Genomic DNA, 13,370 nt, shown 5'->3' with positions numbered 1-13,370 from the left:
CGCGCAGTATATCGCATCACACCAGTTTACTGTTCGCTAAGGTCGCCCCGCGGCGCTAGCCTCGCACTCCGGGTTCCGATTCTCCCTCCAAAGACTGTTGATGGATCACACCTCGCGCAGCAGCACCGCCCCCGCCAACGCGACCCGCATGGTCGACGTGCTGGTGCCGGTCGCGCTCGACCAGACCTATTCCTACAAAGTGCCGCGCGGCATGGAGCTGAAGGCGGGCGATCTCCTCAGTGTGCCGCTTGGGCCTCGCGAGGTCCTGGCCGTGGTCTGGGGCGAAAACGCCAACCCGGATCCACGCCTGCACAATCGCCTCAAGGAGGTCGGCGAAAAGCTCGATATCCCGCCGCTCAAGCCCGAGCTGCGCCAGGTGGTCGACTGGGTCGCCAATTACACGCTGAGCCCGCGCGGCATGGTGCTGCGCATGTGCCTGCGCATGGGCGAGAATCTCGGTCCTGAGCGGGCGCGCGCCGGTGTACGCTTGGTCGGCGATCCCCCGAAGCGGCTGACGCCGGCGCGGCAGCGGGTGATCGCGCTGCTGTCGGACCGCCTGCTGCACGGCAAGTCCGAAGCGGCCAAGGAAGCCGGCGTCTCCTCGGGCGTGATCGACGGCCTCGTCGACGAAGGCACGCTCACGGTGGAGCCGATGCCGCCGCCTCCGCCGCCGCCGGCGCCCGATCCGGAATTCGGCCGGCCGGATTTCACGCCGCTGCAGCGCGCCGCGGTCGACACGATGCGCGCGCTCGCGGCCAACGGCACCTTCCACGTCGCGCTGCTCGACGGCGTCACCGGCTCCGGCAAGACCGAGGTCTATTTCGAGGCGGTGGCCGAGACGATCCGTCGTGGCAGGCAATCGCTGATCCTGATGCCGGAGATCGCGCTGACCGGACAGTTTCTCGATCGCTTTGCGCAGCGTTTTGGCGTGCGGCCGATCGAATGGCACTCCGAACTGACGCCGCGCACCCGCGCGCGCAATTGGGCGGCGATCTCCGCAGGGACTGCGCCGGTCGTGGTCGGCGCGCGCTCGGCGCTGTTTCTCCCCTATGCCAATCTCGGCCTGATCGTCGTCGACGAGGAGCACGACCAGGCCTACAAGCAGGACGATGGCGTGCACTATCACGCCCGCGACATGGCGGTGGTGCGCGGGCATATCGCAAAAATCCCGGTCGTGCTGGCGTCGGCGACGCCCTCGGTCGAGTCCGAGGTCAATGCGCGCAAGAACCGCTATCAGCGCATCGCGCTGCCCTCGCGCTTCGGCGGCCAGCACATGCCGCATATCGAGGCGATCGATCTGCGCCGCGAGCCGCCCGCGCGCGGCCGCTTCATCTCGCCGCGGCTTGCCGGCGAGATCAGGACCGCGATCGAAAAGCGCGAGCAGGCGCTCTTGTTCCTCAACCGCCGCGGCTATGCGCCGCTGACGCTCTGCCGTGCCTGCGGCCATCGCTTCGCCTGCACGATCTGCGACGCCTGGCTGGTCGATCACCGCTTCCGCCAGCGCCTGGTCTGTCACCATTGCGGTTTCTCGATGCCGCGCCCGCATCTCTGTCCGAACTGTTCGGCCGAGGAATCGCTGGTCGCCGTCGGTCCCGGCGTCGAGCGCCTGCAGGAGGAGGCGGCGGCGTTGTTCCCGGAAGCGCGCACCATGGTGCTGTCGAGCGATCTCATCACCTCGCTCGAGACGATGCGCTCCGAGCTTGCCGAAATCGCGGAGGGCCGCGTCGATATCATCATCGGCACGCAGCTCGTGGCAAAGGGTCACAACTTCCCGCGGCTCAATCTGGTCGGCGTGGTCGATGCGGATCTCGGTCTGTCCAATGGCGATCCGCGCGCGGCGGAACGGACCTGGCAATTGCTCAACCAGGTGATCGGCCGTGCCGGGCGCGAGCAGGGTCGCGGCGTCGGCTATCTGCAGACTCATCAGCCCGATCATCCCGTGATGCGGGCGCTCGTCGCCTGCGACCGCGAGGCCTTCTACGACAGCGAGATCGATCTGCGCGAGAAGACGCTCTATCCGCCGTTCGGCCGGCTCGCGAGCCTGATCATTTCTGCAGGCGACCGCCCGAGTGCCGAAGGTCTCGGCCGCAAGCTCGTCGCGCTCGCGCCCCGCGACGAGCGCGTCGTGGTGCTCGGCCCGGCCGAAGCCCCGCTCGCCGTCATCAAGGGCCGCTACCGCTTCCGCATCCTGGTGAAATCGGCGCGCGGTTTCGATCTCTCGGATTACTTGCGCAACTGGCTCGCCGTCTGCCCGAAGCCGACAGGCAATCAAAAGCTCGAAGTCGACGTCGATCCGCAGAGCTTTTTGTAGGGCTAAAGCGCGATGAGATTTGGATGAATCGTCATCGCGCTTTAGCTTGTTGTTTACGCATGATCTTTCCGGAAAACCGCTTCGCACTTTTCCGGATCATGCTTTAGGCACACTCTCTCCACGTCATTGCGAGGAGCCCTTGCGACGAAGCAATCCAGAGTCTTTCCGCGGAAAGATCCTGGATTGCTTCGCTTCGCTCGCAATGACGTGGGGAGGTGGCCAAACAAAAAGCCCGCGGTCCCCCAAGACCACGGGCTTGTTTCAGGCGCGCATCAAACTGATGAAAACTGCGCGTGTAAGGCGAACGCCTTAGGAGACGACTTCCGCGGTGACGCGGCCGACGCCGGCGCCGGTGAGGCCGATGGCGCGGGCAGCGCCGGTGGAGAGGTCGAGGACACGGCCGCGAATGAACGGACCGCGGTCGTTGATGGTGACGATCACGCTCTGGCCGCGATGGGTGACGCGCAGCTTGGTGCCGAATGGCAGTGAACGGTGCGCCGCGGTCAAGGCGTTCTGGTTGAAGCGCTGACCCGAGGCGGTCCGGCTGCCGGACTCGTTGCCGTAATAGGAGGCCATGCCGGAGAAGCTGTGGCCGGTGCCGGAGGTCGGCGTCATCGACGCATTGGCATTCCGCCAATCGGAGCTCGCGTTGGTGTCAGCTTGGGCGTGGTGGCGGTGATGATGCCGGTGATGCCTGGATTTGGCGGAAGCCTCGGTGGCAGTTCCACCGACGAGGAGAGTTGCGGCAACGAAAGCGATCGCCGTGCGCGGCCGGGTCACAGAGCCCAGCGTCTTCAAAGACAGCATTTATCGGTCCCTAAGCTAGTATTGCCACATATGTGGCTAGTGGAGCCCCCATCAGTTTGTGAGCGGGTTGGCATTTCGATTCCTAATGCGGCGTGAATTAGGCAGTAAATCCGCGATGTTTGGTCATGAAATATCTTGTTACCGCCGCGCGATATTCGATCGACGTGCCATATTCTTCGGCTTTAACGATTTATTAACCTATGGATTACTTGGGATTACTGTAAAGCCAAGTCATCGGCGCGACCATTTAGAATTTGGTAAGTATTCGGCGGGTGGAACTGGCGAGGCCGGATTCACGCTCAGTGATCCGTGTTCATGGCCGCTATGCGCTGGCGGCAGGAACCAATGGAGATGGTCGCGACCCGGCTCACGCCCATTTTCCGCGACGTGGGAGGACATCGGCGCCAACTCGTCGCCGTCGCTCGCGAGGCTTCCCCGGCTGCGACGAACTGGCGACAGAACCTCATGCCTTTAATTTGGCGTCATGTTGCACCTGCGCGCCTGCTATGTTAGCAAAGCCGCGATTTTAACGAGCCCGGCACCTCCCGTGCTGGTCGAAAATCGAAGTCCCGCTTGAATTCCAAGGGCTTGGATCGCTAGGCGCCGCTTTGTGGCGACGGTTTTTCCCTTGCGAGTTTGACAGCATAAAGAGCGCGTCTGTGGCTGCAGAAGATACGTCCGTTTCAGGTGTGTCCGGCCGTTATGCAACGGCCTTGTTTGAACTGGCCCGCGACCAGAAAGTGGTCGACGAGGTCAAAGCCGATCTCGACAAATTCGATGCCCTGCTGAATGAGAGCGCCGATCTCAAGCGTCTCGTCCGCAGCCCGGTGTTCGCGGCGGACGCCCAGTCCCGGGCCCTCTCGGCCGTGCTGGACAAGGCCGGTATCGCCGGCATCACCGCCAACTTCCTGAAGGTGCTGACCGCCAACCGCCGCCTGTTCGCGGTGGCCGACGTCATTCGCGCCTATCGCGCTCTCGTCGCCAAGTTCAAGGGCGAGACGACGGCCGACATCACCGTCGCCGAAGCGCTCTCGGACAAGAATCTCGATGCCCTCAAGGTTGCCCTGAAGTCGGTGACCGGCAAGGATGTCGCGCTGAACGTGAAAGTCGATCCCTCGATCATCGGTGGCCTCGTCGTCAAGCTGGGCAGCCGCATGGTGGATGGTTCGCTTCGCACCAAACTCAATTCGATCAAGCACGCGATGAAAGAGGCAGGCTGATGGACATCCGCGCCGCGGAAATTTCCGCGATCCTCAAGGACCAGATCAAGAATTTCGGCCAGGAAGCTGAAGTCTCCGAAGTCGGACAGGTGCTGTCCGTCGGCGACGGTATCGCCCGCGTCTACGGTCTGGACAACGTCCAGGCCGGTGAAATGGTCGAGTTCGAGAACGGCACCCGCGGCATGGCGCTGAACCTCGAAACCGACAACGTCGGTATCGTTATTTTCGGTGCCGACCGCGAGATCAAGGAAGGCCAGACCGTCAAGCGCACCCGCGCCATCGTGGACGCGCCGGTCGGCAAGGGCCTGCTCGGCCGCGTCGTCGACGCGCTCGGCAACCCGATCGACGGCAAGGGCCCGATCCAGGCCGAGAAGCGCATGCGCGTCGACGTCAAGGCGCCCGGCATCATTCCGCGCAAATCGGTGAACGAGCCGATGGCGACCGGACTCAAGGCGATCGACGCCCTGATCCCGATCGGCCGCGGCCAGCGCGAGCTGATCATCGGCGACCGCCAGACCGGCAAGACCGCGATCGCGCTCGACACCATCCTGAACCAGAAGCCGCTGAACGCGCAGCCGGACGAGAACATCAAGCTCTACTGCGTCTACGTCGCAGTCGGCCAGAAGCGCTCCACCGTCGCCCAGTTCGTGAAGGTGCTGGAGGAGCAGGGTGCGCTCGAATACTCGATCGTCGTCGCTGCCACCGCGTCCGATCCCGCGCCGATGCAGTACATCGCGCCGTTCACCGGCTGCACCATGGGCGAGTACTTCCGCGACAACGGCATGCACGCGGTCATCATCTATGACGACCTGTCCAAGCAGGCCGTCGCCTATCGCCAGATGTCGCTGCTGCTGCGCCGTCCGCCCGGGCGCGAAGCCTATCCGGGCGACGTGTTCTATCTGCACTCCCGCCTGCTCGAGCGCGCGGCGAAGCTGAACAAGGACATGGGCTCGGGCTCGCTGACGGCGCTGCCGGTCATCGAAACCCAGGCCAACGACGTGTCGGCCTACATCCCGACCAACGTCATCTCGATCACCGACGGCCAGATCTTCCTGGAAACCGACCTGTTCTTCCAAGGCATCCGTCCCGCCGTGAACGTCGGTCTGTCGGTGTCGCGCGTCGGCTCCTCGGCGCAGACCAAGGCCACCAAGAAGGTCGCCGGCAAGATCAAGGGCGAGCTCGCGCAGTACCGCGAAATGGCGGCCTTCGCGCAGTTCGGCTCCGACTTGGACGCCTCGACCCAGCGCCTGCTCAACCGCGGTTCGCGCCTGACCGAGCTCCTGAAGCAGCCGCAGTTCTCGCCGCTGAAGATGGAAGAGCAGGTTTGCGTGATCTGGGCCGGCACCAACGGCTATCTCGATCCGCTCCCGCTCAATAAGGTGCGCGCGTTCGAGGACGGCCTGCTCTCGCTGCTGCGCGGCAAGCACGCCGACATCCTCACCGCGATTCGCGACAGCCGCGATCTCTCCGACGACACCGCTGCCAAGCTGAAGTCGGCGGTCGACGGCTTTGCGAAGAGCTTCGCTTAAGCGGCATCATGGCCGGGCAAAAGCGCGAAGCGCGTCTTCGCATTTGATGTACCGGCTATCGACGTGTGAGGCGGTACGTGGATGCCCGGGGCGAGCCCGGGCATGACGATTGGGGTAGGCTAGCGGCTTGATCCGAGAGATCGAACCGCCGGGGTGAACGAAGAATGGCGTCACTTAAAGACATGCGCGTCCGCATCGCCTCCACGAAGGCGACGCAAAAGATCACCAAGGCCATGCAGATGGTCGCGGCCTCGAAGCTGCGCCGTGCGCAGACCGCGGCGGAAGCGGCGCGTCCCTATGCCAACAAGATGAGCGCAGTGATCTCCAACATCGCCAGCGCCGCGGCGGGCTCGCCCGGCGCGCCCAAGCTGCTGGCCGGCACCGGCAGGGACCAGGTGCACCTGCTGCTGGTCTGCACCGGCGAGCGCGGCCTGTCCGGCGCCTTCAACTCCTCCATCGTGCGTCTGGCCCGCGAGCGCGCTTTGGCGCTGGCCGCGCAGGGCAAGGAAGTGAAGTTCTTCTGCGTCGGCCGCAAGGGCTACGAGCAGCTCCGCCGCCAGTTCGACAAGCAGATCGTCGAGCATCTCGATCTGCGCAGCGTGCGCCAGCTCGGCTTCGTCAACGCCGAGGACATCGCCAAGAAGGTGCTGGCCCGTTTCGACGCCGGCGAGTTCGACGTCTGCACGCTGTTCTACGCGCAGTTCAAGTCGGTGATCGCACAGGTCCCGACCGCCCAGCAGATCATTCCGCTGGTTGTCGAGGAAGGCGGTGCGAACGGCAGCGCGACCTCTTACGAATACGAGCCGGAGGAGGACGAGATCCTCACGCGCCTGTTGCCGCGCAATCTCGCAGTGCAGATCTTCCGCGCCCTGCTCGAGAACAACGCTTCGTTCTACGGTGCGCAGATGTCGGCGATGGACAACGCCACCCGCAACGCCGGCGAGATGATCCGCAAGCAGACGCTGGTCTACAACCGCACGCGTCAGGCTCAGATCACCAAGGAACTCATCGAAATCATCTCCGGCGCAGAAGCAGTCTGACCGGACACGAAATTCGGATCGAAGGAGACAGTAAATGGCTACAGCAGCCACACAGATCGGTCGCGTTACCCAGGTCATGGGCGCCGTCGTCGACGTGCAGTTCGAAGGCCACCTGCCGGCCATTCTCAACTCGCTGGAGACCAAGAACGGCAACAACCGCCTGGTGCTGGAAGTCGCGCAGCATCTCGGCGAGTCGACCGTCCGTACGATCGCGATGGACGCCACCGAAGGTCTGGTGCGCGGCCAGGAAGTGACCGACACGGGTCAGCCGATCTCGGTTCCCGTGGGTGATGGTACGCTGGGCCGCATCATGAACGTCATCGGCGAGCCGATCGACGAGGCCGGCCCGATCAAGTCGGAAGGCACCCGCGCGATTCACCAGGAAGCGCCGACCTACACCGACCAGTCGACCGAAGCCGAAATTCTCGTCACCGGCATCAAGGTCGTCGACCTGCTCGCGCCTTACGCCAAGGGCGGCAAGATCGGCCTGTTCGGCGGCGCCGGCGTCGGCAAGACCGTGCTGATTCAGGAGCTGATCAACAACGTCGCGAAGGCGCACGGCGGTTATTCCGTGTTCGCCGGCGTCGGCGAGCGTACCCGCGAGGGCAACGACCTCTATCACGAGTTCATCGAGTCCAAGGTCAACGCCGATCCGAAGAATCCGGATCCCAGCGTGAAATCGAAGTGTGCGCTGGTGTTCGGCCAGATGAACGAGCCGCCGGGCGCCCGCGCCCGCGTCGGCCTGACCGGTCTGACTGTCGCCGAGCACTTCCGCGACCAGGGCCAGGACGTGCTGTTCTTCGTCGACAACATCTTCCGCTTCACGCAAGCCGGTTCGGAAGTGTCGGCGCTGCTCGGCCGTATTCCTTCGGCGGTGGGTTATCAGCCGACGCTCGCGACCGACATGGGCGCGCTGCAGGAGCGCATCACCACCACGCAGAAGGGTTCGATCACCTCGGTGCAGGCCATCTACGTGCCGGCCGACGACTTGACCGACCCGGCGCCCGCCACCTCGTTCGCGCACTTGGACGCCACCACGGTGCTGTCGCGCGCGATCTCGGAAAAGGGCATCTATCCGGCGGTGGACCCGCTCGACTCGACCTCGCGCATGCTCTCGCCGCTGGTCGTCGGCGAGGAGCACTACGCCGTCGCCCGTCAGGTCCAGCAGGTGCTGCAGCGCTACAAGTCGCTCCAGGACATCATCGCCATTCTCGGCATGGACGAGCTTTCGGAAGAGGACAAGCTGACGGTGGCCCGCGCCCGCAAGATCGAGCGCTTCCTGTCGCAGCCGTTCCACGTCGCCGAAATCTTCACGGGCTCGCCGGGCAAGTTCGTCGAGCTCGCCGACACCATCAAGGGCTTCAAGGGCCTGGTCGAAGGCAAGTACGATCACCTGCCGGAAGCTGCCTTCTACATGGTCGGCACCATCGAAGAAGCCGTTGAGAAGGGCAAGAAGCTGGCGGCGGAAGCGGCCTAAGCCTTCTCATCTCGTCATCGCCGGGCTTGACCCGGCGATCCATCAAAGAGATTTTTGATGGATGGACCCGCGGGTCGAGCCCGCGGGTGGCAAGCGGAAAAACGGATAACCCATGGCCACCTTCCACTTCGATCTCGTCTCTCCGGAAAAGCTCGCCTTCTCGGGTGAGGTCGACCAGGTCGACATCCCCGGCATCGAGGGTGATTTCGGCGTGCTGGCGGGACATGCGCCGGTCGTGGCTGCGATCCGGCCGGGCATTCTCACCGTGACCACGGCTGGCCGCCACGAAAAGATCATCGTGCTCGGCGGTCTCGCCGAAGTCTCTGACAGGGGCCTGACCGTGCTCGCCGACGTCGCGACGTCACTGGCCGAGCTCGACCGTGCCCAGTTCGCCGAGACGATCGCGGAGATGGAAGAGAATCTGAAAGAGCACGAAGGCAGCGAGCTCGATCAGGCCATTGCGCGGCTCGACCACTTCAAGAGCATCCAGCAGCAGCTCAGCTCCACGGCTATGCACTAAGCCCCGGGGCACCGCTCCGGGGCTCGAACAGACATTCCTGCAAAGGCACCCTTCAACAGGCTCAGCGCTCGTCACCACCGTGGCGGGCGCTGAAACTTTGTTGCACCGCGTCGCTGATGACGGCATTCTGCCTCGCGGATTGTTCCGGGGGCCGGTGGCAGATGAAACGCAAGATCGCAGCGATTTTCGCGGCCGATATTGCCGGGTATTCGAGGCTGGTCGCGGAAGACGAAGAGGAGACGCTGCGGCGTCTCGCCTCCTATCGCGAGGTCGTCGACGATTTCATCGCCAAGGCCGGCGGGCGCATCTTCAACACGGCGGGCGATGCCGTGCTCGCGGAATTTCCGAGCGCGGTCGATGCCGTGCGCTGTGCGATCGACATCCAGGAAAGCTTGCGGACCCGCAACATGGCCTATCCGCCGAGCCGGCAGATGTCGTTTCGCATCGGCATCACCATCGGAGACGTGGTCGAGCGCGATGGCGACCTCCTCGGCGACGGCGTCAACATCGCGGCGCGGCTGGAGGGACTCGCCGAGGTTGGCGGCATCTGCGTCTCCCGCGCGGTGCATGAGCAGGTTGCCAACAAGCTGTCGGTGCAGTTCGCCGATATCGGCGCGCAGGAGGTCAAGAACATCCCGACGCCGGTGCACGCGTACATGGTGGCAATGCGGCGCGAGGACGGGAGCTATGCCAAGCCGCAAATGAAGAAGGCGGCCTCCAAGGTGGCCGCCGCGCCGGTTTGGATGTGGCCGCTGGTCGTCGCGGTGGTCTCGATCGTCGGGATCGTCGTCACCGGCTTCCTCTACAACGCCAAGCTCAAGCAGACCGCGCGTGTGGCAGCGCCGCCGGCCCCGACAAGCGCCGTGCCGTCCGCCAATGCAGCGGCGACGAGCCCGGCGCCGACCGAGGTCGCAAAGGCGCCGGTGACGTCACCGAACGCCGGCGCCGCGATGGCTCCGATGCCATCACCATCAGCCTCGCCCGTGGTCGGCAAGTTTGCAGCCGACAACGTGCCCTTCATCAACGAGCGCGTCCGCAACTTCCTGGCGGGGGATTATTCCGCGGCCGGCGACTACAAGGCCTTCGCGCTCAATGTCGGCGGCTTCACCGGCTCGGCGTTGAACCAGCCGAACGAGGAGGCCGCACGCAGCATGGCGCTCGAGCAGTGCCAGAAGCGCGCCGATGCGGCGCAATCGCCGCGGCGCTGCGAGCTCTATGCGGTCGGCAATAACGTCGTCTACACGCACGGCAAGCCGCCGATGCCGCCGCAGCCTTGGGTGCGGCACGATGCGATGGTCGAGCGGCCGTTCGTGTCGAAGGATTTTCCGATGGTGCGCGACGCCGGGAAAGTCCGGCTCGAGAACATGTTCGTGCCGGCGGCGAAATCCCGCTCGGTCGCACTCGGCCCGGGTGGGCAATATTTCATGGTGCTGGGCGCATCATCCGACGAGGATGCGGCGCGGCGCTCCCTGGAATCGTGTGGCGCGATTGCCGGCGTTGCCTGCCTGGTCGTCGCGATCGACGACAATTTCGTCGTGCCGATCCCGACCTTGTTCAGGATCACCGGCTTCTTCAATGCCGCCTCCAGCGCCTCGATCGTGGCAGAGGCGCGCGGCGAAGTCGTACGCAAGCTCACCGACGTCATGGGCTGGAACGCCGTCGCCGTCGGCACCGCAGGCCGCCCCGGTCTCGGCCTGAAGGCCGCCGACGAGCAGACCGCCGTCAACACAGCCCTCGCCGATTGCGCCAAGCGCGACAGCGATTGCCACGTCATCGCCATCGGCCCGTTCACGGTGGGACCAATCAATTAAATTTAGTACTTGCTCCGATTGGGCTCGATTAACGCTCCGATGAAGGTGCGTTCCCCTCCCTTGTGGGGTGGGAACGGAGCGAGCGGTGCCCTCACACGCAAATCTCCGCCGAAATTTCTCTCATGATTTCAACCCCATCTCTACTGTGCATGGGGTTGTTTTCGCAGTTTCAGTTTGCGAACGCCGCAAACTCTCGCGCCACCGCGCGGTAGACCTCACGGCGGAACGGCACCACGATGTCGGCGACGCGGTCGAGGCGCTCCCAGCGCCAGGCGTCGAACTCCGCGGGCTGGCCGTTGCGCGGTGTCAGCGGGTCGATCTCGTCGTCGCGGCCGGTGAAGCGCAGCGCGAACCATTTTTGGCGCTGGCCGCGAAACTTTGCGAGGCGATGCGTCTGCGGTCCGTCGTAAGGCGGGAATTCGTAGGTGAACCAGTCGGTCTCGCCGAGATAGTCGGCGCTCACGACGTTGGTCTCCTCCCAGAGCTCGCGCATCGCTGCATCGCGCAGGTTCTCGCCCTCGTCGACGCCGCCCTGGGGCATCTGCCAGTCGAGGCCGGGCAGGATGATCTCGGGCCCGTCGCCCTTGAAGCGGTGGCCGATCAGGACGCGGCCATCGGTATTGAACAGGGCGATCCCGACGTTGGGGCGGTAAGGTTTGTCGTTGGTCACTTGCAAAGTGTCTCTCTTCGTCATTCCAGGGCGATGCGAAGCATCGAACCCGGCATCTCGAGGTCCCGGGTTCGATGCTTCGCATCGCCCCGGGACGACAATAGAGACTATTGCTCCGCCAGCGCGGAAAATTCCTTCACCACGCGTTCATAGACCGGGCGCTTGAACGGGATGATCAGCCCGGTCAGATTCTTCATCGGCTCCCAGCGCCAGCTCACGAACTCCGCCTTGTGGCCGCCGCCGCCGGGATTCTCGACGTCGATCTCGCTGTCCTTGCCGGTGAAGCGAACCGCATACCATTTCTGGCGCTGGCCGCGGTAGCGGCCTTTCCAGGCGCGCCCGGCGACCGTGCGTGGAATGTCGTAGGTGAGCCAGTCCGGGATTTCGCCGAGCCGCTCCACCGAGCGTACACTGGTCTCCTCATAGAGCTCGCGCTTGGCGGCCTCCCAGGTGTCCTCGCCGGGGTCGACACCGCCTTGCGGCATCTGCCAGACATGGGTGTCGTCGACATGCTCGATGCCGCCGGCGCGGCGGCCGATGAACACCAGTCCCTTTGGATTGATCAGCATCACACCGACACAGGTCCGGTAGGGCAGATCCTCGTAACGCGCCATTCCGCCAGACCTCTTGCCTGCACTTGGTGGGCATGCCGGTCCTGCGGGACCCGTGCCGCCAATTTGTTGATTTAGCTGGATTTTGATTTCAGCATCGCGGTTGTCAATGGCACCAAAAGGATACCTCGGTCGCCCAATGTCCTGGTCCAGGCGCCGATGCGCTCGATCGAGACGGGCAGGGCGGAGGCCGTGCCGACGGCGATGCCGCGCTCGCGCGCCGTCGATTCGAGCTTGTTCAGGGCGCGGTCGATCTCGGCCGGGGTCGGCACCGCGTCGATCGCGATGTCGCCCTTGCCGAACGGTATTGCTTGGTTCGCCGCGGCCTGGGGTGCGATGCTGCGGGGCGAGGAGCCGTCGTCGAAGAAGCCGAGGCCGCGCTTGGCCGCCTCGCGGATGATCGGCTGCATCGCGGGCTCAGTCGCGATGAAGCGGGCACCCATGAAATTGGTGAGGCCCGCATAGCCCTGCATCCGGCTCAGGTGCCAGTACAGGCGATCCATGTTCTGGTCGGCGCTGAGCGAGGTCAGCAGCGTCTGCGGCCCCGGATCGTTGTCGGGGAAGTCGTAGGGCTCCATCGGGATCTGCAGGAAGATCTCGTGGCGCTGCGCGCGAGCCCGTTCGGCGAGCTTGCCGGGGTCGGCGCCGTAAGGCGTGAAGGCCAGCGTCACCGCCGGCGGTAGCTTCATGATTGCATCCAGGGTCTTGGCGGCGCCGACGCCGAGGCCGCCGATCACGATCGCGACCACCGGCATCTTGGCGGCCCTGGCGCGGTCGGCGTCTGCCGCATAGACGTTGAACGGCTTCAGCCCGTCGGCGACCACCGGGATCATGCCGTAACGTGATTTCTCCAGCAGCTTCGGATTGATCCCGGCCATCACGGACGGCGGGGCTGATGCTGCCTCGTCCTTCTCCGCAGCATCGCCAGCGCCGATCACCACGTCGTGGCGGGCGCCGGTGGAGCCGTCGATCATGGTGATGGTCTTCTGCTCACCGGAGGCGGCCTGCTTCGGCGTTTCCTTGGTGTCCCGCTTGCTCTCCTGGCCGGCCGGTCTCTCGTCCGTGGCCTTGTCGATCGTCCTGGGCTCGCTGATCGCGATTCGCGTCACTGGCTCGCCGCCGAGCGGATCCTTGTTGAAGATGGCGAAGCCGGCAAAGGTGACGAGGAACAGGCCGAGCAGGACGGCCAGCAGCTGCATGGCGGTGAACGGCAGCCGCAGCCGGCGTTTCCGGCGCGGCTTGTCCTGTCCGAGCGGCGCGCTCAGATCATCGGCCGTTTCAGTCATGCGCGATCCCGAATCACTCATCCCGACGATACCACGGCGGGGTCAAGCGGCGGCAGCCCGGGAGAGGCCGGGGACGACGGGAGTTCCC

11 protein-coding genes are annotated in these 13,370 nt (G+C 64.7%); 7 read left to right on the top strand and 4 right to left on the bottom strand.

Annotation, left to right across the window (positions count from 1 at the left end):
• The first annotated feature begins 100 nt into the window (after window positions 1-100).
• Window positions 101-2,311, top strand: coding sequence for a primosomal protein N' (locus P6U28_RS31075; RefSeq protein ID WP_129146191.1), 2,211 nt, complete (start codon window positions 101-103; stop codon window positions 2,309-2,311).
• 309 nt (window positions 2,312-2,620) lie between these two features.
• Here P6U28_RS31075 and P6U28_RS31070 read toward each other — a convergent pair whose 3' ends face one another.
• Window positions 2,621-3,118 (bottom strand): septal ring lytic transglycosylase RlpA family protein, encoded by a 498-nt coding sequence (locus P6U28_RS31070; protein ID WP_122400416.1) that lies wholly within the window; start codon window positions 3,116-3,118, stop codon window positions 2,621-2,623.
• Between the two features lie 659 nt (window positions 3,119-3,777).
• On the opposite strand from P6U28_RS31070, the gene P6U28_RS31065 reads away from it, so the two are divergent.
• The 6 genes from P6U28_RS31065 to P6U28_RS31040 all read left to right on the top strand — a co-directional run bounded on the left by P6U28_RS31065 (window position 3,778) and on the right by P6U28_RS31040 (window position 10,715).
• Window positions 3,778-4,338: a F0F1 ATP synthase subunit delta gene (locus tag P6U28_RS31065; RefSeq protein WP_122400417.1), complete on the top strand. Its 561-nt coding sequence runs from the start codon at window positions 3,778-3,780 to the stop codon at window positions 4,336-4,338.
• Window positions 4,338-5,867 carry a F0F1 ATP synthase subunit alpha gene (gene atpA / locus P6U28_RS31060; RefSeq protein ID WP_129146144.1) on the top strand — a complete coding sequence of 510 codons (1,530 nt, stop codon included), beginning with the start codon at window positions 4,338-4,340 and terminating at the stop codon, window positions 5,865-5,867. Before P6U28_RS31065 ends, atpA begins: the two co-directional genes overlap by 1 nt.
• Before the next feature lie 164 nt (window positions 5,868-6,031).
• Entirely contained in the window at window positions 6,032-6,907 is an 876-nt protein-coding gene (locus tag P6U28_RS31055) for a F0F1 ATP synthase subunit gamma (protein WP_122400419.1), read from the top strand.
• 34 nt (window positions 6,908-6,941) lie between these two features.
• The gene (gene atpD, locus P6U28_RS31050) at window positions 6,942-8,384 is read left to right on the top strand and encodes a F0F1 ATP synthase subunit beta (protein ID WP_122400420.1); all 1,443 of its coding nucleotides are present in this window, start codon (window positions 6,942-6,944) and stop codon (window positions 8,382-8,384) included.
• Between the two features lie 112 nt (window positions 8,385-8,496).
• Complete coding sequence (locus P6U28_RS31045; RefSeq protein WP_122400421.1) at window positions 8,497-8,904, top strand: F0F1 ATP synthase subunit epsilon; 408 nt, start codon at window positions 8,497-8,499, stop codon at window positions 8,902-8,904.
• Between the two features lie 161 nt (window positions 8,905-9,065).
• A complete protein-coding gene (locus P6U28_RS31040; RefSeq protein WP_129146146.1) occupies window positions 9,066-10,715 on the top strand; it encodes an adenylate/guanylate cyclase domain-containing protein in 1,650 nt (549 codons plus the stop codon).
• 169 nt (window positions 10,716-10,884) lie between these two features.
• On the opposite strand, the gene P6U28_RS31035 is transcribed toward P6U28_RS31040, so the two are convergent.
• The 3 genes from P6U28_RS31035 to P6U28_RS31025 form a co-directional block, all read right to left on the bottom strand.
• On the bottom strand, window positions 10,885-11,385 hold the full coding sequence (locus tag P6U28_RS31035) for an RNA pyrophosphohydrolase (protein WP_129146147.1): 501 nt from the start codon (window positions 11,383-11,385) through the stop codon (window positions 10,885-10,887).
• A 107-nt stretch (window positions 11,386-11,492) separates the two neighbouring features.
• The gene (locus tag P6U28_RS31030) at window positions 11,493-11,999 is read right to left on the bottom strand and encodes an RNA pyrophosphohydrolase (RefSeq protein WP_129146148.1); all 507 of its coding nucleotides are present in this window, start codon (window positions 11,997-11,999) and stop codon (window positions 11,493-11,495) included.
• Window positions 12,000-12,070: 71 nt separating this feature from the next.
• Window positions 12,071-13,282, bottom strand: a complete 1,212-nt coding sequence (locus tag P6U28_RS31025; protein WP_129146149.1) for a divergent polysaccharide deacetylase family protein — start codon at window positions 13,280-13,282, stop codon at window positions 12,071-12,073.
• Window positions 13,283-13,370 lie beyond the last annotated feature (88 nt).

The sequence above is a fragment of the Bradyrhizobium sp. STM 3561 genome (assembly GCF_045571455.1).
In the GTDB taxonomy this organism is placed as follows: Bacteria; Pseudomonadota; Alphaproteobacteria; order Rhizobiales; family Xanthobacteraceae; genus Bradyrhizobium; species Bradyrhizobium vignae.
Note: the sequence above shows the minus strand (reverse complement) of the source record. Positions and strands in the feature narration are given on the sequence as shown.